We start from the raw sequence: 23,784 nt of genomic DNA on the forward strand, positions 1-23,784 counted from the left end.
ACTTCGTTTCACAGATGAGCAGGCTGTCGCAAATGATCAAGGCCGCAGCGGCTGAATTAGGATTTGATATCGTCGGGATCGCAAAAGCGGAACCGCTTGACGTTGAAGGAGCGCGCTTTATGAACTGGCTCGCCGGCGGTTTTCACGGCGAGATGAAATGGCTCGAGCGTGAACCGGAAAGGCGAACCGATCCTCGATCGATATTTCCGGAGGCCCGTTCCGTGGTGGTCGTAGCTCTCAACTACTACACGCCCTACGAACATCTATCCGAAGGAAATAAAGGAAAAATATCACGATATGCCTGGGGCGACGATTACCACGAGGTGATCGGCGAAAGGCTGCGCAAGCTGCTTGATCTCATTGTGTCCGAAGTTCCGGGCGCAAAGGGAAAGATCTGCGTCGATACGGCACCGATGATGGACAAGGCTTGGGCTGTACGGGCCGGCATCGGGTGGCTCGGAAAACACTCAAATGTCATCACGACCGAGGTCGGCTCGTGGATCTTCATTGGCGAATTGCTGCTCGATGTCGAACTCGAACCCGATACCGATCTCGTTCCTGATCATTGCGGCTCATGCACCGCGTGCATCGATGCCTGCCCGACCAAAGCGATCGTCGATCCGTATGTCGTCGATTCGCGAAAGTGCATATCCTACGCGACGATCGAGCTGCGCGACGAAGAGCTCCCCGATGCGATCGTACCGCATCTTGACGGGTGGCTTTACGGATGTGATATTTGCCAGGAAGTATGCCCATGGAACCGGTTCGAGAAGCCGTCGAACGAATCGGCGTTCGAACCCAGATACGGTGAAACATCGCTCGATCTCGATTCGATCGCAGATATGTCGCACGATGAATACGTCGACCGCTTTCGAAGAAGCGCGATGAAACGCACAAAGCTGTCAGGACTCAAGAGAAATGCAAAACACCTCAAGAAACGACGTCTGTGATCTGAACCTATGAGCGATCGAACAATGAAATTCTCATATCAACTACTCTCGTACTTTGCCGCCATTACGGCTGCCGCTGTCTTTGGGCTGTCGGCCGAATCTGCAGCCGCGCAGAATGCGACTTCGCCGATTGCCGGTACGACGAGTCAGGCTAGGGCCGAATTCAAACGCCTGCTCGACCTTCAGGCGGCATTGAAAAAGATCACGATGAACAGGCAAGATCGTGAGCCGCATCGGTCATTCTTGAAGAAAAACGAAAAGAATATCGTTTACAGTGAGCCGTCCGCCGAATACTACGTTCAGTCCAGGCTCTTCTGGTCGCTCAGTGAAAAATACAATCATCTGCCGATCGCCGATGAGATCGCATGGGCGGCGGCAAGAAATCCGTTGCCCGGCGAATGCGAAGGCTATCTGAATTGTTATCTTTATGTGATCCGAACGACCGATATTGAATATTTGAGCCGTTATCCTAACGGGAAATACAGCAAGCAGGCGTTAAGGGAATTGATAAGCGGCCTGGAATCAACAGTTGCAGATCTTGGCAAAAACGAGATGCATACCGGGCCGGCCGAGGCGTCGGAACGGGCCGAGCTGGCAAAGATGCTCGGCGAAATGCTCACCATCGTATCGAAGGTGCCGCATCCGGAAGCCTCGCAGCTGCTCTCGCAGTTAAAACGGATCGGGGAAACCTATAGGCAGTAGAGAGTTTCGCTGCTTATTTGCGTTATCATGTGGTAAATGCTCCGCGACGCACACAACCGGACGATCCGCGACCTCCGCATCTCGCTGACCGACCGCTGTAATTTCAAGTGTTTTTATTGCCTGCCTCACGGTGAGCCGTCTTGGGCAAAAAAAGAGACGCTCCTGTCATTTGAGGAACTCGAATTTCTTTCGGAAATATTCGTCTCTCTGGGGATCGAAAAGATACGGCTTACCGGCGGAGAACCCCTTATTCGCCGAGACGTCCCGGTCCTGGTCGAAAAACTCACACGATTAAGACCCCGGCTTAAAGACATCGCTCTCACAACAAATGGTCACGATTTCGCACGCCACGCTCAGCCGCTCAGATCGGCCGGCCTCGATCGGGTGACGATAAGCATAGACAGCCTTCGACCCGAACGCTTTGCCGAAATAACCGGTTCGGATTCTCTTGATCGGGTGCTCGAGTCGATCGCGACAGCAAAACAGATCGGCTTCGAGCCGGTCAAGGTCAACGCCGTCATTGTCCGCGGCCGCAACGATGACGAGATCGTCGATCTGGCACGGTTCGCACGGACAAAAGACGTAAGCATGAGGTTCATTGAATATATGCCGCTCGATTCCGGACATGACTGGGATCGGAGCAAAGTAGTTTCAGGCAAAGAGATACGCGAGGCCATCGATGCGGTGTTCCCTCTGAGACTCGATTCAAAAACACGCGGCACATCTACGTCGTGGAATTTTCGCTTTGCGGATGATGCACCGGGCGAGATCGGAATAATCGCGCCGGTAACCGAGATGTTTTGCGGGGCGTGCTCACGCATCCGGCTGACTGCTGACGGCCAGATCCGCACGTGTCTTTTTTCAACGGTCGAGTATGACCTGGCCGGATGCCTTCGCAGCGGAGCGGGGCGTGAAGAGCTGATCGACTTTATCAAAGCCGCCGTGATAAAGAAGGAAGCCCGCCATCGTATCAACGACGCCGATTTCGTTCAACCCGAACGAACGATGAGTTTTATCGGCGGTTGACCTTAGCCCTGTTTACGCCCGAACATATCTAACCCGACCGCCGCAACGAGTATCGAGCCTTTGATTATGTCCTGCATGAAATCGCGGACGTTGAGAAGCGACATACCGTTATCGAGGCTGGCCATTATGAGTGCTCCGAGGCACGCTCCAAAGACCGTACCGCGGCCGCCCATCAACGAGGCTCCGCCGATGACGCAAGCAGCGATCGCGTCAAGCTCTTTCAGAACGCCAGCGTCGGGGGCAGCACTGCCGACACGCCCGGTAAAGATCAATGCGGCGATACCGGTGAATGCACCGAGGATCGCATACACTTTGATCACGTTCAGCTTGATATTGATGCCCGAAAGCCTCGCCGCTTCTGAATTTCCGCCGATCGCGTAAAGGTATCGGCCGAAGGTCGTAGATGTGGTGATAAAAGCCCCGAGCAATGCTACCGCGACGAATATCAAAACCGGTATCGGCACACCCTGATATGAGTTCATGACCCATATAAAGGCAACAATACCGCCGATAGGTACCACGGCTTTCAGCATTGCTGCCCCATAATTGGCTTCGCCGAGGCCATACTCTTTGACCGACCTTGCACTCCTGTAAGCCAGAACGATCACAAATGCGATCGCCAGGCCGGCGAGTATCCACCCAACGCTCGTCTGCAGGTTGCCTTGCCCGATCGACTTGAACGTATCGTCTGAGATCGGGACCGTATTGCCGCCGATCAGCCATTTTACGGCACCGCGCCAGGCGAGCAATCCACCGAGCGTAACAATAAATGCGGGAATGTTAAGATAAGCGGTCAGCGAACCCTGAAATACGCCGATCGCTATGCCGACGATAACGGCGAACAAGATAGATGCCGGAAGGCCGTGACCGAGCGTTGTCAGCGAATACGCCGCTATCCCGCCGGCAAAGCCGAGCACCGACCCGACCGAAAGGTCGATATTTGCCGAGACGATCAGCATCAGCATCCCGACCGCAAGGATGCCGGTAACCGACATCTGGGTCATTAGATTAGAGAGGTTTCGAGGGGTCAAGAAGATCGAATCGGTCGCCCAATGGAAATACATCCATATGATCGCAAGCACCGCGATCATTATGTACGCCCTTAGTGACGATGTGTCGATCTTTGGTCTTTCAGTTTCAGCCATTGGTTTGCTGTTCAAAGCCGCCGGTTGCGGCGGCCATCACCTTTTCAGGTGTCGCTTCCGACTTTGTGAACTCTCCTGTGATTCGCCCTTCATGCAAGACTATTATCCGATCCGATAGGCCAAGCACTTCTGGCAGCTCCGAAGAGACCAGAACTATCGCGAGACCGTCTTCGGCAAGTTTGTTGATCTCAGCATAGATCTCCTGTTTTGCTCCTACGTCGATGCCGCGGGTCGGCTCGTCGAGAAACAGAACCTTCGGGTCGGTCAAAAGCCATTTCCCGAGCACGACTTTCTGCTGATTTCCGCCTGAAAGCGTTCCTGCTATTGTCATCGGCGAATTTGCCTTTACCCGGAGTGCTTTCATCGGGCCGCTGACCGCATGGGTCTCGCGGCTGACATGGGTCAGAAATTTGCCTGAGATCTTTTTCAGCGCCGCCAGCGTCATGTTGTTGAGGATCGTCTGGTCGAGAATCAAACCGTATCGCTTTCTATCCTCGGTAACAAAACCGATCCCGCATTTTATCGCGTCGGCGGGCGATCCGATCGCGACGCTGCGTCCATCGACCAGGATATCTTTCGAACATTTCCCGTCCCAAGCTCCGAACAAGGCCGCCAACAGTTCGGTTCGCCCCGCTCCCATCAATCCCGCAACCCCGAGGATCTCGCCTTTGCGAACCGAAAATGAAACGTCCTCGACGACCTTTTTGTCGGCGATGTCGGCCGAAAACGCCGTGAGTCCCTTTACCTCGAACGCAATGTTGCCGATCGTGCGCGTAGAAACCGGATAGATATCTCCGACGTCACGCCCGACCATTTCAGCGATAACACGATCTTTTGTGAGTTCTGCGGCAAGGTGTGTACAGACCGTTCGGCCGTCTCGCAAAACCGTGATCCGGTCGCTCATTTTGAATACTTCGTCGAGCTTGTGCGAGATATAGATCATGCCGACGCCCCGCTGTCTGAGTTCTTGCAGTATGTGAAACAATGTGTCTACTTCAGATTCGGTAAGCGCAGCGGTCGGCTCGTCGAGCACCAGTATCTTTGCCTCATGCGAAAGAGCCTTTGCGATCTCGACAAGCTGCTGCCTTCCGATGCCGAGGTTTCCGACCTTGACGCGCGGATCGATATCGAGGCCAAGGTCGTGCAAAAGGCTCGTGGCCTTGTGATAAAGAGCCGACCAATCGATGACGCCAAATCTCGACGGCTCGCGCCCCAGAAAGATGTTCTCGCCGACCGTAAGTTCTTTAACCAGCGACAATTCCTGAAAGATTATCGCAACGCCCGCGCCTTCGGAATCGCGGATGTCCCGAAACGACCGTGCAGAATCGTCGATCCGGATCTCGCCTGAATATGTGCCAGCCGGATAAACGCCCGACAGCACTTTCATCAATGTCGATTTCCCTGCCCCGTTTTCGCCGACAAGCGAATGGAATTCACCTCGCTCGAGCGTAAAGCTCACCCCGTCGAGAGCCCGCACGCCGGGGAATTCCTTTACGATGTCTCTCATTTCGAGCAGGGGCATTTCTTCTGAGCGGCGGCTTTTGCGGAGACCGCAGGGTCGGTCTCGCATTTCTACAGATAATAGTCAGGATTTTACGCGCACTGCGGACCTTTCCACAATCTTGCACAGGTGGTGTTACGGACCATAGTTTTACGCCCGACACCGCAATAATTTATACTCTAGACCTATGTCCGAAACAAATGCGATCGAATCAGTCCTGAGCGAGACGCGGGTCTTCCAGCCGCCTTCAGATTTCGCATCAAAGGCACATATCAGCGGCTTCGAGGCCTACGAAAAGCTCTATGCCGAAGCCGAGGCCGACCCCTCGGCTTTTTGGGAAAAGCAGGCTGCCGATCTGCATTGGTTCAAAAGATGGGAAAAGGTGCTTGAATGGAACGAGCCTTTCGCGAAGTGGTTTGTCGGCGGAAAGATCAATGTTTCATACAACTGTCTTGACCGACACGCTTCGACGTGGCGGAAGAATAAGGCCGCAATAATCTGGGAAGGCGAGCCCGGCGAGATCAAGACCATAACCTACCTGCAGCTTCATCAGGAAGTCTCCCGTTTTGCGAACGTGCTGAAAAGTCTGGGCGTCGCGTCGGGCGACCGTGTAGCGCTGTATATGCCGCTTGTGCCGGCATTGGCGGTCGCGATGCTGGCCTGTACGAGGATCGGGGCAACACACACCGTGATATTTGGCGGCTTTTCAGCCGATGCGATCAGCGATCGGGTCAACGACTGCGGCTGCAAATTGATCGTTACTGCAGACGGCGGATATCGACGCGGAAGCGAGTTGGAACTGAAAAAGGTCGTTGACGAGGCAGTGGTCCATTGCCCAACGGTCGAGAATGTAATTGTCTACCGCCGTACCGGAACAAAGGTTTCGATGCTGCCCGGCCGCGACCATTGGTGGCATGAACTTGATAAGACGGTTGATTTTGATTGCCCCGCCGAGGAACTCGATTCCGAGCATCCGCTTTATATTCTCTACACTTCCGGTACTACCGGAAAGCCTAAAGGAATACTGCACACCACGGGCGGATATCTTACGCAGGCCGCGTATACGTCGAAGATGGTCTTCGATCTCAAAGACGACGACATCTATTGGTGTACGGCCGACATCGGATGGGTCACCGGACACAGCTATGTCGTTTACGGGCCGCTCGCGAATGGGGCAACGGTCTTTATGTATGAAGGAGCCCCGAACTTTCCGGATCTTGACCGGTTCTGGGACATGATCGAGCGGCACAAGATCAACATTCTCTACACCGCGCCGACCGCGATCAGGGCGTTCATAAAATGGGGCGAACAATATCCGCTCAAACACGACCTTTCGAGCCTGCGCCTGCTCGGCACGGTCGGCGAGCCGATCAACCCTGAGGCTTGGATGTGGTATCACCACATCATTGGCAAAGGAAAGTGTCCGATCGTAGATACCTGGTGGCAGACCGAGACCGGTTCAATAATGATCTCGCCGCTCCCCGGCGCGACACCTACGGTTCCGGGCACTGCGACGCGGCCGCTCCCGGGCATAATCGTTGATATTGTGACGAAGGCCGGCGTCTCGGTCGGGCCGAACGAGGGTGGTTATCTTGTGATCAAGCATCCGTGGCCGTCGATGCTCAGAACCTTGTACGGCGACGATGAGAGATACCGGAAAACGTACTGGTCCGAGATTCCGGGCTGCTACTTTGCCGGTGATGGTGCCCGACGAGACGCCCTCGGCAATTACTGGATAATGGGCCGTGTTGACGACGTGATAAACGTCAGCGGCCATCGTCTGGGGACGGCTGAGATCGAATCGGCGCTCGTTTCGCACGAAGCAGTCGCTGAAGCTGCCGTCGTCGGACGGCCTGACGACCTAAAAGGGCAGGCGATCGCCGCTTTCGTAACGCTCGAAGGCGGACGAAAGGGCGACGACGAGCTCAAAGAGGCTCTTCGTGCCCACGTCGCCAAAGAGATCGGCGCCCTCGCAAAACCCGACGACATCCGTTTCACCGACATGCTTCCTAAGACGCGGTCAGGCAAGATCATGCGAAGGCTTTTGCGCGAGATCGCTTCTGGTTCGGCTGTCGCGGGCGATGTTACAACGCTTGAGGATCTTTCGGTACTCGAAAAACTTCGTCAGGACGAGGAATAGAACTTATGGCGGCCAAACCATCAGGAACAAGCGCGTCGCAGGAACTTGCCTTGGCCGGCCGCGAGTTTTATCGACGCGGCTGGGTTCTGGGAACAAGCGGGAATTTCAGCATGCTTCTTGCGCGAAAACCGCTGCGCATTTGTGTGACCGCGAGCGGGATCGAAAAAGGCGATCTTGACGAGACCAACTTCCTTGAGCTCGACGACGACGCCGAGATACTGCAGGGTTTTGGGAAACCGTCGGCCGAGACGCTGCTTCACCTCTCGATCTACCGCCACGTGGCTCGGGCACGATCGATATTGCACACACATTCGGTCTGGGGAACGATACTATCGGACCATTTTTATGAACAGGGCGCTATTGAGATCGACGGCTACGAGATGCTCAAGGGCCTTTCCGGTGTGACAACGCACGAACACAAGGAAGTAGTTCCGATCGTCGACAATTCGCAGGACTACATCGCGCTTTCTCATGTGATCGAGAACGTTCTCCGTGAGCACCCAGATTGTCACGGCATTTACCTTCGCCGCCATGGGCTTTATACGTGGGGCGAATCGGTCGCCGATGCCCGCAGGCATATAGAGATCTTCGAGTTTTTGTTTGAAGTACTTGGACGGCAGCAGCTCGGTCGTTGATATGATATGAGACATGCTGCATAGAGCGTTTGCGGCAATGCATGAACATTTGTACTTATGGCTATATTGGATGTACCAGAGCAGGGTGTCCGACTCACCGATTCGAACGAGGTAAAGGAATACCTGAGGTCGATCGCGATCGACTATCAGCGGTGGGACAACATCGCCGAGCTCGGGCCGGATGCGAGCGATGAGGAGATCCTCGACTTCTATTCGAATGAGATCGACGAGCTCAAGGCAAAAGGCGGCTACGTCACTGCAGACGTAATAAATGTCACGCCAGATACACCCGGCCTCGAGGCGATGCTCGACAAATTTAACAAAGAGCATTGGCACGAAGAGGACGAGGTGCGGTTCATCGTGAAGGGGCATGGGCTGTTCCACATCGCTCCCGAGGGCGGAGATGTCGTTTCGATCGAGATGGAAGCCGGCGACCTTATCCGCGTCCCGCGAGGTACGCGCCACTGGTTCAATCTCTGCGGCGACCGGACCGTAAGGGCTATCAGGCTTTTTCAAGATGCTTCGGGCTGGACGCCGCATTATACGAACTCCGGCGTCGACGCCGGGTTTCAGCCTGTTTGTTTCGGCACGGCATATTTCCCTATTCATCCCGCACCCTGACGCGAAATGAACGGGCATCCCGCACTAACTTGATGCCCGCAGGCATAAATGAACAGAGCAATACTTCTCGACATTGAGGGAACAATGACCCCTATCGATTTTGTTCACCAGACGTTGTTTCCATACGCTCGCGCACGCATTTCCGGCTTCGTGTCCGAAAACTCAGCACGTCTAAAGACAGAGATCACACAGTTGGTGACCGAGCATCGGGACGATATTGAATATTCGAATGGGTTGAATCCCGATTCGGCGAATTCGGTTGCTGATTACCTAAAGTTCCTTATCGAAACCGATCGAAAATCGACGCCGCTGAAGTCGATCCAGGGAATGATATGGCAGACGGGTTATGAGAACGGCGATCTGGTTTCACCGGTCTATCCCGACGTCGCTGAGGCATTTGAGCGTTGGAAGTCAGACGGCAATATGATCGCGATCTATTCCTCGGGCAGCGTGCTCGCCCAGCATTTGATCTTCAAATATTCGGATCAAGGCGACCTTACACGATTTATCGATAGATATTTTGATACGCAGATCGGCCATAAGCGTGAAACCGTAAGCTATCAGAGAATATCTGCCGAGCTGGGTCTTGACGCCGGATCGATCCTGTTCATCTCGGACATTTCGGAAGAGCTCGATGCCGCATCCGCGGCTGGATTCGAGACCGCACTCTCTCTCCGGGCCGGCAACGCCGTCGTTGACGGCCAAAAACATTACCGAGCTATCTCGACCTTCGACGAATTGGAATAAACGGCTGCGGTCTCTTGATTTGGAGCTGTCGGTCTGATTCTATTTAGATATGGAAAAAGTTCTTGAAACGGCCACTTTGGCTGCGGGTTGTTTTTGGTGTGTTGAAGCAGTTTTTGACGATCTTAAGGGTGTCGAGGACGTTGTATCCGGATATTCCGGCGGACACAAAGAAAATCCGACATATCAGGAGGTCTGTTCTGAAAAGACAGGCCATGCCGAAGTCGTACAGATACGTTTCGATCCGACGGAGCTCGGGTACGCCGACCTGCTGAGGGTCTTTTTCTCGGTACACGACCCGACGACTCTCGATCGGCAGGGCAACGACATCGGCTCGTCGTACAGATCGGCCATCTTTTATCACTCCGAAGACCAGAAACGAATTGCACACGAGATCATCGACGAAGTAACGCGTGAAGGCGTATACGATGATCCGATCGTAACCACGGTCACGGCTTTCGATAAGTTCTGGCCGGCCGAAGACTATCATCAGGAGTACTTTGCAAATAACCCTAACCAGCCCTACTGCGCGGCGGTCGTGGCTCCTAAGGTCGCAAAGTTTCGCAAGAAATTCGTTGACAGACTGAAGCGATAGGCGCCGGTTAAGATCGTTCAACGCAAAATTTGAAAAAGTGAGAACTCATAAGATACATGACCTGGCGCACAATAATGTTTGACATTGTTGGGCACATCAAATAGCATTTAATAGGCTTCTGTCCCGCCAATCTCCCTGCTGTTCAAATCCCTTCCTCATAACGACCGTTCGTTTCAGTTAAATTCGCTATGTCATTACATCGCCTTCGTTCATTACGCGGCCCCGCGTCGGTGTTCATTTTCGTCCTCACTTTGCTTATTGCAGATGCATTTGAATTCAACCGAATAGCCGAAGCGCAAAAGCTCTTTGCCGGTACGATCACCGGACGGGTCTTTCGCGACTACAATGGTAACGGTGCGTACGACACAACAGGCGGAACCGCCGCTCAGCCAACATCGGTGGACGCCGGGCTCGCCGGTGTGACCGTCTCGGCATACGACGCAAACGGTGTCTTTCGCGGTTCTGCAACATCCATCGCAGATGGGACCTACTCGCTTTCGGCAACCGGAACGGGTCCATATCGTCTCGAGTTCACAACGCTCCCGACAGGCTATCGGCCGTCGGCTCGCAGCACCGATTCGACACTCGGCGGAACCGCCTCGAACGCCGGATCGACAGTTCAGTTCGTTGACGACGGAAATACGTCAAACGTCAATCTCGCGGTCAACCGGCCCGGCGACTATTGCGAAGATAACCCGACGATCTGCTCACAACTTTACGGCTACGGCGGCGCGACACAGGTCGATGCGGTCTTCACGATCCCGTTTTGGGGCGGCAGCACGCGAACGACCGGCGGAAATCCGGTTACCGATTTTCAGTCGCCGGGGAATACTAATCTTGCAACGACCGACGACGTTGGTACGACGTTCGGCATCGCTTATCATCGCGAGACAAGGCGGATCTTCGTCGCGTCGTACATGAAAAAACACGCCAAATTTGGTCCCGGCGGACCTGGCGCGATCTACCAGATCGATCGCAATTCAGGCGTCGTCTCGGAATACGTCAATTTGAATACCGTCTTTGGCGCGGGAACCGCGGGTACAGATCCTCATAATCCGCTCGACTACAACACAGATAATGGCCAAACAACGTGGAATGCAGTTGGCAAGATCGCATTCGGCGGAATGGCAATCTCGGCCGACGAACAGTACCTTTACGCGATGAACCTGGCGGACCGTCGACTCTATCGCATCCCGACGTCCGGAACGCTCGACAGCTCGACGATAACGAGTACCGCATTTCCGACGACAATGCCAAGTTGCACGACTGCATCCGAGGTCCGTCCGTTCGCGGTCACGTGGCATGAAGGAACGATCTATGTCGGTGCGGTCTGTTCGGCCGAAACCGCGGGCGGAACGATCTCGACCAGGCTGCGGGCATACGTTTTTAGCTTCGATCCGGCGACAATGACCTTCAACACGACGCCGTTGATGAACTTCCAGCTCAATTACACTCGGCAGGAGACAGATCCCGGGTACAGCGCGAATTGGCGAAACTGGCGAGCGACATATCAGACCATCAGCACAAGCCACTTTATTTATCCGCAGCCGATGCTGACCGACATCGATTTTGACCGCGGCGACATGGTCCTTTCGCTTCGCGATCGAAACGGTGACCAATCGGGTTACAACAGCGCAAGTAATCCAAACAACCCGAGTCAGCTGTTTAAGGGGATAACGGCCGGCGAAATGCTCCGGGCGTGTGCTAACGGCGCAGGCTGGACGCTCGAGTCCAATGGCCGCTGCGGCGGTGTTGGAAGCGGCCCGCAAGGCAACAACAGCGGTCCGGGCGGCGCGGAATACTACTATCAGGAAAATTATCACCCGAACGGCAATCCACACGATGAGGTAGGGCTTGGCGGTGCCGCACAGGTTCCGGGCAGCAATGTCCTTGTTGCTACCATCTTCGATCCTACCTATATCCCGAATGACAATATTTACGATGCCGGCGGCTTTCGCTGGTTCGTGAACGGGACCGGCGCGCAGAACCGCGGATATCTTGCTTATTCGATGAGCGATTTCGGAAAGGCTAATGGCATCGGCAATGTACACCCGCTTTGCGAGGCATCGCCGATAGAGATCGGTAATCGAGTTTGGCGCGATTCGAATGCGAATGGCGTTCAGGATCCGGGCGAACTTCCGATAGCCGGCGTTACGGTTAGGCTCTATTCAGGTTCCACCCTGGTCGGCACCGCGGTGACCGACGCGAATGGCGAATACTATTTCGTTTCGTCAACCGGTGTCGATCCGAATCCGAATGATAATATTGGTCTCGTCAACGGCGGCGTCCTTTTCAATACGGCTTACCAGGTTCGCTTTGACAACCCCGCCGATTACCTCGTCGGCGGGCCGCTCGCGAGCCTTGCCCTTTCACCGGCAAACTCGAACTCGCAGGCAGGCGACACCGATTCGTCAGATTCGGATGCGGGCTACGTGATAAATCCGGCAGGTTCGCCTACGGGCACATTTCCGGTCATTTCGGTCACGACCGGCGGGCAAGGAGCAAACGATCATACATTTGACGTCGGCTTCACGTTTGTCCCGACGGCCTCGAACGTATTTATTGAAGGGCGGGTCATCAGCGCGTCCGGAGCCGGGATCCGCAACGTTGTTGTGACATTGGAAGATAGCAACGGCCAGATACGAACGGCAGTGACCGGAGGATTTGGCTACTATCGGTTCGAAGACATCGCTGCCGGACAATCGGTCATACTCAGCGTAAGCGCAAAGCGATTCACGTTCTCGAAACCCGTCTATTTCATCACGCCGGAAGACAATCTTTCAGGGATCGATTTCTTTGCAGACAATTAGTTGTGCGGACAAAGGGTATCTTTCGGGTCGTCTTTGGGGCGGCCCTTTTTCGTTCACAGCTTGCCGGCGAGCATCAGGATCCCGATCACTATAAAAGCGACGGCGACGACGCGCTGAAGCCATTCGGTCGGTACATACTGGCTTAATACGCCGCCGACCAGAACTCCCAACAGCGAAACGATGACAAGCGCGAGGCTTGCTCCGAGAAAGACGGCCAGCTTAGATTCGGTCTTTGCGGTCAGCACGATGATCGCAAGCTGCGTCTTATCGCCAAGCTCCGCGAGAAATAATGTCAAAAAGGCGGTGCCGAAGATCTTCCATTCCATAAGAATAGAGTCTATTCGGTTCGCCGCCGTATGCAAATGTACCACGTGAGTGCCGCGGCTGTTCCGCGTTCGCGATCATGCCCTCAAAAGCGTGTCGATCGAAGGCGAGAGGCCGAATTTTGCGAATTCGGCGCTCCGGTTCCGGATCAGAATAGAAACGCGCCGCTGGGTGTACTTCAAAGCCTTGCTGAAGGTGTATTTGCCGCGAAGCCGGTCAAAGACCCGGTCGATGACCTCAACGATCCCGGCGGCGAACAAGCCGGGTTCAACTATTATTGTCGACTTAACACGGCCGTTGCTAAACACGATAGATCCGGCGGCGGGATCTAGGAACGGAAAGTCGTTTTGGATGGCATTCGCTGCGTTTCTGAATGCGACCGGGAAATTCAGGTTGGCCTTTGCGAGCGAATCGTCGATGGTCTCGAGGATCTCGTTGATAAGCAATGAGAACTCTTCGATCTCGGCATTGCTGAACGACGGCGACACGAACTGACATGAAGCGACCATGTGGCCCGCCAGACGATCCCCACGGCCGGAGGCCATCAGCAGTGCCTGCCGCGAAATATCTTTGTCAACAAAGACTTTGGGCGATTCCGCCTCGGCGAGGCTCTCGCTCGAACGAAATACGTGTATCCGCCCGAGCGGTTCGCGTGAACGTTCGAGCACACGTTTGAATGCTTCGCTGCCCTTCGAGGTTCGGCCCGATCGGTGATCGAGTTCTTCGACCTGCAGTCCGTTCGTTCGGGTGAAGATGATGTTTGCTTCGTAGTTACTCAGCTCGAGGTGCACAGTCCCTACGAACTGAAGCCCTCGTAGATAGCGAACGAGAGCAGAAAGGTCGACAAACGAAGTACTCAGATTCTGGTGAATCGGCAGTTTTTTCATTATGTTCGAAGAAACGCATTTCTGCGCTTTTCAGTTTCTCAGTTTAGAATTGTTGGAGCGTTCTTTTGCGATATACGCCTAATTCCGGTCGAATTCCATTGCATCTTTCAATGATTTCGTTCAAAATTCGCTAGACTTTTGCTTTCAACGCTCGATCGCAATTCTTCTGATCGCGGCATTTGTCCAGAATAACCAGCAAAATAGGGAAAATATGATCGCTTCTTTACTCCGAAAGAAATCCATCGAACAAATTCAGGCCGATGCTGCCGCCGGATTGACCGATCACGCGATCGCAAGCAATGAGGGCGGCGGCTTGCGGCGCACGCTCGGAGTTTTCGACCTGACGCTAATGGGTATCGCCGCGATCATAGGTGCCGGCATCTTTGCCATGGTCGGCAAGGCGTCGCACAACGGCGGCCCGGCCGTCGCATTACTGTTCGTATTTACGGCGACGGCGTGTGCGTTCTCGGCTCTCTGCTACGCCGAATTCGCATCTCGTATACCCGTTGCCGGTTCGGCATACACGTATGCGTATGCATCGATGGGCGAATTCATCGCCTGGATCATTGGTTGGGATCTGATCGTCGAATATGCGATCGGCAACATCGCCGTCGCGATCTCGTGGAGCGACTACTTCACAGGTTTGATGAAGGGATACGGCATCGATATCCCGCTCCATTTCACGATGGACTTTTTGACCGCGAAACGTGGGTATGCGGCTGTGACAGAAGCCGTTGCCGGCGGTGCATCCGTCGAAACACTGACCTCGGGTTGTGCTTCATCAGACTCCGTTATCGGCTGCGGCCAGATCGATGGATATCTCGCCTGGCTCAATGCCCCAATGCTCGGCCCGATACCGATGGTTGCCGACCTTCCGGCTTTGCTGATCGTCGTTGTCATAACAACGCTTGTGTATATCGGCATTCGTGAATCGAAATTAGCGTCCAATGTAATGACCGTGCTGAAGGTCGGAATCATTCTGCTTGTCATCTTTCTCGGCCTCAACTACGTCAATCCCGAAAACTGGTCGCCTTTCGCGCCCAATGGGATCGAGGGTGTTTTGAAAGGTGTATCGGCCGTTTTCTTTGCGTATATCGGGTTCGACGCACTTTCAACCACGGCTGAGGAATGTAAGAACCCCCGCCGCGACCTCCCTGTCGCGATCATCTTGTCGCTTGTGATCTGTACGGTGCTTTATATCGCGATCGCCCTGGTGCTGACCGGTATGGTCAGCTACACAAAGCTCGACGTCGGCGATCCGCTGGCGTTCGTTTTCGGGCCTGAAGGCGCAAATATACCGTGGGTTGCAGGGATCATAGCGGTGAGTGCCGTCATTGCACTGGCTACGGTGTTCCTCGTCTTCCAGATCGGACAGCCGCGTATTTGGATGGCGATGAGCCGCGACGGTCTGCTGCCGAAGATATTCTCATCCATTCACCCGAAATTTCATACGCCATGGTTTGCAACGATCATTACCGGGATCGTTGTCGCGATCCCGGCCCTGTTCATGAATCTGACCGAAGTCACCGATCTTGCGAGTATCGGAACCTTATTTGCGTTCGTCGTCGTTTGCGCGGGAGTACTGTTCAAAGACGAGGAATTCCGTGAAAGCGGAACGCGGTTTGTTCCGTATTTCAATTCTCAGTTCATCCTTCCTATCATTCTTGCCGCTGTCGTCGGTATCGTTTATTACTTCAACCCGACGTTCGTATCCGATTTTCTTACGCTTACGCCTGCCGAAGGTGAGGGAATGCTCGGAGCTTTTTCTCACAAGATACCGATGATCTTCTTTCTGATCGTCGCGGTCATACTGGTCTATTTCAGCTTGACGAAAAAGCTGTCGCTCATTCCAATTCTGGGGCTCTTGTCGTGTTTGTATCTGATGACCGAACTCGGGGTCACGAATTGGATGAGATTCGGGCTTTGGCTGCTTGCAGGCCTCGTCATATATTTCATCTATGGCCGCAAGCACAGTAAACTCAACGCCTCTCCAGATCCGGCTGAAAATTAACTGAGCTGTTGTCGCTTCACCGCAAAAGACGCGAGCCTCGAGGGTCCGCGTTTTTTGCATTTCTTTACAAAAAGCCGAAAACTTTCATTCCCTCTCGCGCGTCTTAGGCTGAGTAAGAATCGATACTTTTTTGGAGAACAAATATGATGCAGATAATGGTATTCTTTGCGATCGTCGTATTATCGGCCTTTTCCGTATTTTCGCAGAGTTCCGTCGCCAATTATTCCGGAACATGGACGCTCGACCTCGCGAATTCGAAGCTCGATGAGCGGTCGCGGATCGAATCAATGAAAATGACCGTTTCTCAGACCGATAAGGAGATAACCGTGGCAACTGAGACAAAGCGGCCGGCACCACCGGCGAATGCTCCCCAGGGCCGTCCGGGCGGCGGTATGGGACGCGGGGGATTTGGCGGAGGTGATGGGAAGTTCACCTACAGCCTGGATGGAAAAGAAACAAGCGATGTGCAGGTGACCGGTATGGGTTCGACCCCTGTCAAACTCAAGGCCCAAAGCGAAGGCGGCAAACTCAAACTCAGCACGACCCGGACCATAAATTCGCAAATGGGCGAGGTTACGCTGACGACCAAGGAGGAGTGGGGTCTTTCGGCGGACGGTAAGACGCTTACCGTGAACCGCGAAATGGAAACTCCGCGCGGAACAAATTCCGTGACGCTGGTATTCACGAAGAACTGAAGAGCAGATGCACGTGAACGAACGAGCCCTCGAGATCCGAGGGCTTTCTTAGTTTTCAAAACGAAGTTCAGCGATTATTTCGTTCAGATATCGTTTGCCGAGTTCCAACTCATCGGGCGCGAGCGAGACCGCTCCGACGACCGCGTGTCCGCCGCCGCCATATCTTTCGCAGATCTCGGCTATATTGTGAACTCGCGGACGGGGAGCCCAAGGGTTCGAACCGACCGAGATCTTGGTCCGAAACGAACTTTGGCTTATCGAGACGACATAGGTAGTTTCCGGGTAGAAGTAATAAGGAATGAACTTGTTGTAACCCTCGATCCCGGTGCCGACAAGATCAAAACTGACGACGCCCCGATCGTAGACCGCCCGCTGTTTGATCGTCTCGACCGTCGCCCAGTGCTGTTCAAGGATCGGATCCAGCCGCGCTTGTATCTCTTTATTTGCGATCACATCGTCGAGAGATCGTTCGCTTAGCCATTCGATGATCCGGGAAACAAAGTTCGGATCCTTTTCGCCCTCGATGACCTGCATCAACTTTAGGGCCGAAGATCTTAGTTCGACGCATTGTGCTGCATTCTCGTAGAAGGCTCCGTCGATTATATGTGCCCACTCTATCAACTCTGTCAGCGACGGATCGTCGAAATCGTATTTCTCTTTGGCCACCCGCGCGATAAATTCGGCGCAAGATGCACTTTTGGTATCAAGAAACTTCTTACCTGACGTATCAGCATGAAAATGGTCTTCGTCGGCTTTCGACAAGAATGCCGACTGATGATGATCGAACCACCAGGTCAGGCGTTCGTCCGGACAGTATTTGAAATCAACGATCGCGTTCTCGTCGCCGTCCAGTTGATCTCGGTCAAATGCATTGCCGGCCCGATGCATTGTCGGCGTGAACACGATCTCTGCATCAGCGTTCAGCTTTGTGCGGTAAAATTTTGAAAAGATAGCGGCAGAGGAAACGCCGTCAAAGCAGTTTCCGTGATAAAGTATGCGAAGTTTCATAGAGACAGAAATACCCGTAAGCAAAACATTCTAGGTTAATTGGCGAGACGATCGACGTCAAGGCAGGCAGAATGAACATCAGGATCGCAACTGAGGAAGATGCATCGGCCCTGGTCGATTTTAACCAGGCAATGGCGCTTGAGACCGAAGGGAAAGAGCTTGACCGCGAAACGCTTTCGCTCGGGGTTAGCGCGGTGTTTGCCGACAAAACAAAGGGTTTTTATGTCGTCGCCGAAGAAGATGGAACGATCATCGGCGGCCTTATGGTCACCTACGAATGGAGCGACTGGCGAAACGGCTGGTTTTGGTGGATACAGAGCGTTTTTATCGTGCCGGCGGCGCGTGGTCGGGGAATCTATTCCGACCTTTACGACTTCGTTAAGTCGCGAGCCGACGAGGTCGGCGGCATTTGTGGCTTCAGGCTGTACGTCGAACGCGAGAATGAGCATGCCCAGGCTGTTTACGAAAAGGTCGGCATGACCGCCTCTAATTATTTGATGTTCGAAGAAGAGGCGTAAATAAAACCGGGATCGCAAATCAATGCGACCCCGGCCATTTTCCATGAAAACCTGAATCCGAAAACCCAATTAAGAGGCATGAGAGTTGTTCTGTAGATTAATGTTCACCCTATAAAGATTGGAGGATGAGTTGTCCGGATCTGGGTTTTCAAAGATCTTGAAGAGAATTTATAAATTTGGGGAAGAACCCGACTTAGTCTTCGTGCCCACACTCGAAGATTTCCCCCAAGCAATCCGGGCCCTTCCCCAAAACTTGTAAGGCGGGCGATCTGTGCCCGTTTTTGTCATCAACGCTATCGGTCGACGACATCCTTCAGTTGACCTTTCTTGAACGGTAAAATACTACCTTCCGATGCTGCGTTTACTGAGAGCAATCAGTGTGCCAAAACGACAAATCGCCGAAAAATCCAGTAAAATTGAGTTGGTCTCAAAGAGACTGGCCGAAAGTTATGATTATGTATGTCCTCAATCAATACAATTTTCTAATGCTGCGATCAAATATGTTCGAATTTCGGTCATTGTCGTTCTGTCATCTGCTGTGCTGTAATTCAATCGATGGCAACCATTAGTGAAGCCGAATTCGCGCGTTTGTGTTCGGGAATATTCGAAGATCGGGCGTCGATCTGGAACCACAACCCGATCGGGACGCAGGAAGAAACCCTGTTGTGGATGCTCTTAGGGTGCCTGATCGCCTATTTGAGCCTTTCGGAGATCGAGACGCCGTGCTTTACTGGAACGCCTGATGCAGGGACATATCGCGAAGCGATCAAATTCGTACTGAGCGGCCGGACGGAGGCCCCTTTTGACATCGACGTCCATCTGGATCGTCTAATGACCGTATGAAGATCGAGACTTTTGTCCTCACGCTATTTCAACAAAATACACGGGTCATCGTATGCGAATCGACCGCAACAGCGATCTGTATCGATCCGGGATGCGAAGCACCGGAAATAGCTGCGTTCATTCGCGAGAACGGTTATCTGCTGCAGGCGATCACGCTGACTCACGGTCATCTTGACCACGTCGGAGGCACGAAATACCTTCACGATCAGTTCCCTGATGTCGAGATCATTTTGCACAAAGACGATGAAGACCTTTATTACGGCCTGCCGCAGCAGCCGCTATTGATGGGAATGTCGCAACCGCAGCTTGCCGCTTTGGGGCTTGATTTCGAACCGCCGCCGAAGCTGACCCGCAACTGGAAGAACGGTGAGGTCTATATAGTGGGCGAATTGAGATTTTCGGTAAGGCACTGCCCGGGACACACCCGCGGCCACGTAATTCTCGCCGAAGAGAAACAGCGAAAGGTCTTTGTCGGTGACTGTCTATTTGACGGTTCGATCGGGCGAACCGATCTGCCCGGTGGCGATTTTGATCAGCTGATCGCATCGATCAATGATAATATTCTCTCGCTCGAAGATGATTTTGTGGTCTATTCCGGCCATGGCCCTGAAACCACTGTCGGCCGTGAGCGCGAATACAATCCATTCCTTAACGGAAAATACACGTTGGGCCGCGGCCGATTTATCTGAGGCCGGCCAAACCTTGAACATATGAAAAAACTGCTTAGCCTACTTTTGACCGCGACCGTTCTTTCACCAAGCATCCTTGCCCATGGCGACAACAGCCATTTTCCCCGAGAGCAGGACATAACCGTTCGGACGACCAAGGTTGCCGGCAATGTCTATATGCTGCAGGGCCGCGGAGGCAACATTGGTGCGATAGTTGGGCCAGAAGGCATCTTGATCGTCGATGACGATTACAAGGTCGTCAGCGAAAAGCTCGCCGCAGCGCTTAAGGAACTCGGATCGGCGAGTCCGAAGTATGTGTTCAACACGCATTGGCACGGTGACCATACCGAGGGCAATGAGTATTTCGGAAAGAGCTCGACGATCGTTGCGCATACAAACGTCCGCAAGCGGCTTTCGCAGACCAACACGGTCTTTGGCCGAACGGTTGCGATCGCACCGGTCGTCTCATGGCCGGTGATAACGTATACCGCGAGCATGTCGATCTTTTTCAACGGTGAAGAGATACAAGCGGTCCACTATCCTAACAGCCATACCGATGGCGACACGGTCGTCTTCTTCAAGGGGTCGAATGTCGTCCACTTTGGTGACATGTTCTTTGCCGGACGCTTCCCGTTCGTCGACCTCGAGAATGGCGGGTCCGTCCAGGGCTTGATTAACAACATCGGATCGTTGATACAAAAGATCCCTGCCGACGCAAAGCTCATTCCCGGCCACGGCCCGATCTGTACCGTTGCCGACCTAAAGAATTATCATTCGCTTATCGTCGATTCGGCGAAGATCGTCGAGGACGCGATGAAGGCGGGTAAACCGCTCGAAGATATCAAGAAAGCAGGGTTTCCCGAGCGGTTCAAAGAGGCCGGATCGGGCTTCATCAAGACCGATCAGTGGATCGAAACGATATATCGGAGTTATTCGTTGAAATAGCTCATTGCGAGCTAAGCCGTTTTATCGCCTCCGCAGATGCGGTCAGTTTCGGATCGATGCTGACCGCTTTTTTGTAGTTAGCCAGCGCATTTACCTTATCGCCTTTGATGTCATAAACGTCACCGAGGCTTTGATAGACAATTGCCGAACCTGGATTGTCTTCCGCGTTGACCTTGAAGATCGTCAGCGCCTCATCCGGGCGCCGCTCGTTCAACAAGAATTGTCCGACGCGGTTCATGATCGTCGCGGTATCTACATACTTGTGAAGCGGATTTGACCTGAATTCTTTATAGTTGGCGATTAGATCCGCAACACTTCCTCCGCTTCGAGCTTTCGCTATGATCTCCTGCATCGAAGGAACTGGCTTGAATTTCAGGATCGCCTCTAACGCCGGATCACGGCCGTTACGATAATCGTCCGACGAAAGGTCTGCCGCGACGGTCGGCGCCGTCCATTTTCGCGTGTCCCTCGGATCTTTATCCTGCCACCATAAGGTCGAAGCCTGTATCCTCAGTTTGCTATTCGGCAGAATTATCGGCCGGGCGTCGCCGTAGTGATTTGGCGAGGCTCCGGTCGGTTCGCCGACAAAGATCGCATTCGTATATTTTTCGAGATCATTGACGGTATTTTGCGCCGCTGAAAAGGTCTCGCGGCCAATAATGACGAAGAATCTGCCGCGAACGTTGAGCCTCGACCTGATCACGCCGATAATTATCGGCAAATTCAGATAGTTGTTGCCGCCGCCGTTCAGCCTGATATCGAGGACCAGACGTTCCGCCGGCGACTTTTCGGCAGCATCTAATGCACGTTTGAAAAAGGCCTCGACCGTTTCGTCCGGTTTGTCCTGCACCTGGTTGAACTGGATATAGAACGTCCTGGAATCGTGAAGCATCTCGAACCTGAAGTTGTTTCGCGGCTCTTTTTGCCATGCCGGGACAGGGACATTCGATGAACGGGCGTCGAGCCATGCCGCGGGTGGGTTCATTATCTCGTCGAGTTTGCCCGTCGGCTTGAACTCGATCTTTGATTCAAGGCCATCCTTCAAGATCGTGAATTCGGCCGAGTCCTTTGCTGCCGACAAACCGACCGCATGAAGGATCTTCGGCGAGGCGAGATACCACGGCACCGCGCTCTTGACACCCATTTCGTTGTCGCGCCACATATACGGCTTCATTTTTTCGATCACGTCGTTGATCGGAATGTTGCCGACCTTTACGACCTTACCGCCGACAATTTTCGAATACTCCTGTGCTGCTTTTTGAACGAACACGCCGTCCTCGTACACGTAGAAAATAACAGGAAACATCCCTGATTGGGCGATCATTCCCCATCGAACGCCGGTATGGCCGTCACCGATCATTGCGACTATTTTCATTATCTCGACGACCACTTGATGGTCTTCGAGGTCTGCGAGCCTTGCATCGAGTGAATTGACCGCATTCAAGAGATCATCACGAGTGACCGTGTGATAGGCGTTTTTGTGTGTACGTTCGATTTGCGTCGCCAAGTACTTCAGATCGGCCCGCCATTTGTCGGGCGACATTTGGGCGGGCTCTGCCGACGTCTGAGAAAAACCGGCGGATGCCAGTACAATTAACGCGAGAAGAGCCGAAACAAATTTCATATTGAGACTCCATGCGGCAGAGGTACGCCTGAAACTAAAACACCGCAGAGAAAAGATATGTGACCAAAATATGATTACGGTCATTTGACCAAGCTTGTTCAATAAAAAAAGGCAGCCTTGATCGGCTGCCTACATATTTCGACAAAGCAATTCTGAACTAAGCAACAGTCACTTCTTTGCAAAGATATACATCCTGTATGGCATTGAGAAGTTCGATTCCTTCGGCCATCGGACGCTGGAATGCTTTGCGGCCAGAAATCAGGCCGGTTCCGCCGCCGCGTTTGTTGACGACCGCCGTTCGGACCGCATCGGCAAGGTCGCCCGAACCTTTTGACTCGCCGCCTGAGTTGATCAGGCCCTGCCGTCCCATATAACAATTGGCGACCTGATAACGGACAAGATCTATTGGATTATCTGTAGTCAGTTCCGAATAGATCTTCGGATTGGTCTTGCCATAGCTGCTCTCGGTGTTGAGGACGTTATAGCCGCCGTTTCGTTCAGGCAATTTTTGCTTGATGATGTCGGCCTGTATCGTCACGCCTAGATGATTTGCCTGCCCGGTAAGGTCGGCTGCCGTGTGCATATCGCCCTCAGCGGTCTTAAATTTAGAGTTTCGCAGATAACACCAGAGGATCGTCGCCATTCCGAGCTCGTGGGCATAGGCAAAGGCCTCGGCGACCTCAGTGATCTGACGGGTTGACTGATCGGAACCGAAGTAGATCGTTGCACCGACGGCGATGGCGCCCATGTTCCGCGCCTGCTCGACCGTGCCGAACATCACCTGATCGAAGGCATTTGGGTAAGTCAACAGCTCATTGTGGTTGATCTTGACGATGAACGGGATCTTGTGGGCATACTTCCTTGCGACCGAACCAAGAACGCCATAGGTCGAGGCAACGCCGTTGCATCCGCCCTCGATAGCGAGCTTGACGATGTTCTCGGGGTCGAAATATGCCGGATTGGGCGCAAAGCTAGCACCCGCCGAATGCTCGATTCCCTGGTCAACCGGCAGGATCGAGACGTAGCCCGTACCGCCGAGTCGCCCGTGATCAAAGAGTGCCTGCATGCTCCGCATTACATTCGGGCTTCGGTCCGATTGCGAAACGACGCGATCGACAAAGTCGCCGCCCGGAAGATGAAGGTTTTCTTTAGGGATCGTTGTGGATACGTGGTTTAGAAGCGAATCCGCATCTGCGCCCAATAATTCTTGTATTTTACTGTAATCAACAGCCATCGATACTCTCCTGAAATAGGTACGAAATAAGTAATACTGCTAAGGAAATCACGGATTATAGCACAGTTCGTAGACCAACGCCCGAAATCGAAAACCATTGCTTTTGAGAACTGATTTGAGTAAACTAACGGCAAGATTCAAAAGAGAAATGTCCCGGC

General features: G+C 53.4%; 22 protein-coding genes. 15 read left to right on the forward strand and 7 right to left on the reverse strand.

All coding sequences use genetic code 11. The features are described from left to right. The first annotated feature begins 14 nt into the window (after positions 1 to 14). From queG to moaA, 3 genes are read left to right on the forward strand one after another with little or no spacing between them, the layout of a single operon-like run. Positions 15 to 950, forward strand: coding sequence for a tRNA epoxyqueuosine(34) reductase QueG (gene queG / locus IPM28_10225; GenBank protein ID MBK9173365.1), 936 nt, complete (start codon positions 15 to 17; stop codon positions 948 to 950). A gap of 9 nt (positions 951 to 959) precedes the next feature. After that, complete coding sequence (locus IPM28_10230) at positions 960 to 1,652, forward strand: hypothetical protein (protein ID MBK9173366.1); 693 nt, start codon at positions 960 to 962, stop codon at positions 1,650 to 1,652. A gap of 36 nt (positions 1,653 to 1,688) precedes the next feature. Then, positions 1,689 to 2,678, forward strand: coding sequence for a GTP 3',8-cyclase MoaA (moaA, locus tag IPM28_10235; GenBank protein ID MBK9173367.1), 990 nt, complete (start codon positions 1,689 to 1,691; stop codon positions 2,676 to 2,678). 2 nt (positions 2,679 to 2,680) lie between these two features. On the opposite strand, the gene IPM28_10240 is transcribed toward moaA, so the two are convergent. Next, positions 2,681 to 3,823 (reverse strand): sugar ABC transporter permease, encoded by a 1,143-nt coding sequence (locus tag IPM28_10240; protein ID MBK9173368.1) that lies wholly within the window; start codon positions 3,821 to 3,823, stop codon positions 2,681 to 2,683. Next, entirely contained in the window at positions 3,816 to 5,345 is a 1,530-nt protein-coding gene (locus tag IPM28_10245; protein MBK9173369.1) for a xylose ABC transporter ATP-binding protein, read from the reverse strand. Before IPM28_10245 ends, IPM28_10240 begins: the two co-directional genes overlap by 8 nt. 166 nt (positions 5,346 to 5,511) lie before the next feature. On the opposite strand from IPM28_10245, the gene acs reads away from it, so the two are divergent. From acs to IPM28_10275, 6 genes are all read left to right on the forward strand, one after another. Further along, a complete protein-coding gene (gene acs, locus IPM28_10250) occupies positions 5,512 to 7,464 on the forward strand; it encodes an acetate--CoA ligase (protein MBK9173370.1) in 1,953 nt (650 codons plus the stop codon). A 5-nt stretch (positions 7,465 to 7,469) separates the two neighbouring features. Beyond that, positions 7,470 to 8,099 (forward strand): methylthioribulose 1-phosphate dehydratase, encoded by a 630-nt coding sequence (gene mtnB / locus IPM28_10255; GenBank protein ID MBK9173371.1) that lies wholly within the window; start codon positions 7,470 to 7,472, stop codon positions 8,097 to 8,099. A 57-nt stretch (positions 8,100 to 8,156) separates the two neighbouring features. Next, positions 8,157 to 8,720, forward strand: coding sequence for a cupin domain-containing protein (locus tag IPM28_10260; GenBank protein ID MBK9173372.1), 564 nt, complete (start codon positions 8,157 to 8,159; stop codon positions 8,718 to 8,720). A 48-nt stretch (positions 8,721 to 8,768) separates the two neighbouring features. Beyond that, entirely contained in the window at positions 8,769 to 9,467 is a 699-nt protein-coding gene (gene mtnC, locus IPM28_10265) for an acireductone synthase (protein ID MBK9173373.1), read from the forward strand. A 49-nt stretch (positions 9,468 to 9,516) separates the two neighbouring features. Further along, positions 9,517 to 10,059, forward strand: coding sequence for a peptide-methionine (S)-S-oxide reductase MsrA (msrA, locus tag IPM28_10270; GenBank protein MBK9173374.1), 543 nt, complete (start codon positions 9,517 to 9,519; stop codon positions 10,057 to 10,059). Positions 10,060 to 10,247: 188 nt separating this feature from the next. Then, positions 10,248 to 12,869 carry a carboxypeptidase regulatory-like domain-containing protein gene (locus IPM28_10275; protein MBK9173375.1) on the forward strand — a complete coding sequence of 874 codons (2,622 nt, stop codon included), beginning with the start codon at positions 10,248 to 10,250 and terminating at the stop codon, positions 12,867 to 12,869. 53 nt (positions 12,870 to 12,922) lie between these two features. On the opposite strand, the gene IPM28_10280 is transcribed toward IPM28_10275, so the two are convergent. Further along, the gene (locus IPM28_10280) at positions 12,923 to 13,195 is read right to left on the reverse strand and encodes a TMEM165/GDT1 family protein (GenBank protein ID MBK9173376.1); all 273 of its coding nucleotides are present in this window, start codon (positions 13,193 to 13,195) and stop codon (positions 12,923 to 12,925) included. A 75-nt stretch (positions 13,196 to 13,270) separates the two neighbouring features. Next, entirely contained in the window at positions 13,271 to 14,080 is an 810-nt protein-coding gene (locus IPM28_10285) for a hypothetical protein (protein ID MBK9173377.1), read from the reverse strand. 211 nt (positions 14,081 to 14,291) lie between these two features. Between IPM28_10285 and IPM28_10290 the strand changes: the two genes are divergently transcribed. Continuing rightward, on the forward strand, positions 14,292 to 16,091 hold the full coding sequence (locus tag IPM28_10290) for an amino acid permease (protein ID MBK9173378.1): 1,800 nt from the start codon (positions 14,292 to 14,294) through the stop codon (positions 16,089 to 16,091). Positions 16,092 to 16,234: 143 nt separating this feature from the next. Next, complete coding sequence (locus IPM28_10295; protein ID MBK9173379.1) at positions 16,235 to 16,786, forward strand: hypothetical protein; 552 nt, start codon at positions 16,235 to 16,237, stop codon at positions 16,784 to 16,786. Between the two features lie 48 nt (positions 16,787 to 16,834). Here the strand turns inward: IPM28_10295 and IPM28_10300 are convergent, their stop codons facing one another. Then, positions 16,835 to 17,794 (reverse strand): phosphoesterase, encoded by a 960-nt coding sequence (locus IPM28_10300; GenBank protein MBK9173380.1) that lies wholly within the window; start codon positions 17,792 to 17,794, stop codon positions 16,835 to 16,837. 71 nt (positions 17,795 to 17,865) lie between these two features. Here IPM28_10300 and IPM28_10305 point away from each other — a divergent pair, with 71 nt between their 5' ends. The 4 genes from IPM28_10305 to IPM28_10320 all read left to right on the forward strand — a co-directional run bounded on the left by IPM28_10305 (position 17,866) and on the right by IPM28_10320 (position 20,768). Beyond that, positions 17,866 to 18,312 (forward strand): GNAT family N-acetyltransferase, encoded by a 447-nt coding sequence (locus IPM28_10305; GenBank protein MBK9173381.1) that lies wholly within the window; start codon positions 17,866 to 17,868, stop codon positions 18,310 to 18,312. 555 nt (positions 18,313 to 18,867) lie between these two features. After that, on the forward strand, positions 18,868 to 19,155 hold the full coding sequence (locus IPM28_10310) for a hypothetical protein (protein ID MBK9173382.1): 288 nt from the start codon (positions 18,868 to 18,870) through the stop codon (positions 19,153 to 19,155). Then, positions 19,152 to 19,844 (forward strand): MBL fold metallo-hydrolase, encoded by a 693-nt coding sequence (locus IPM28_10315; GenBank protein MBK9173383.1) that lies wholly within the window; start codon positions 19,152 to 19,154, stop codon positions 19,842 to 19,844. The genes IPM28_10310 and IPM28_10315 overlap by 4 nt, the downstream gene beginning before the upstream one ends. Before the next feature lie 21 nt (positions 19,845 to 19,865). Further along, positions 19,866 to 20,768, forward strand: a complete 903-nt coding sequence (locus IPM28_10320; GenBank protein ID MBK9173384.1) for an MBL fold metallo-hydrolase — start codon at positions 19,866 to 19,868, stop codon at positions 20,766 to 20,768. A gap of 1 nt (position 20,769) precedes the next feature. Here IPM28_10320 and IPM28_10325 read toward each other — a convergent pair whose 3' ends face one another. Both IPM28_10325 and IPM28_10330 read right to left on the reverse strand, forming a co-directional pair. Further along, complete coding sequence (locus tag IPM28_10325; GenBank protein MBK9173385.1) at positions 20,770 to 22,392, reverse strand: hypothetical protein; 1,623 nt, start codon at positions 22,390 to 22,392, stop codon at positions 20,770 to 20,772. Between the two features lie 157 nt (positions 22,393 to 22,549). After that, positions 22,550 to 23,626: a class I fructose-bisphosphate aldolase gene (locus IPM28_10330; protein ID MBK9173386.1), complete on the reverse strand. Its 1,077-nt coding sequence runs from the start codon at positions 23,624 to 23,626 to the stop codon at positions 22,550 to 22,552. Positions 23,627 to 23,784 lie beyond the last annotated feature (158 nt).

Source organism: Chloracidobacterium sp. (genome assembly GCA_016716305.1).
Taxonomy (GTDB): Bacteria; Acidobacteriota; Blastocatellia; order Pyrinomonadales; family Pyrinomonadaceae; genus OLB17.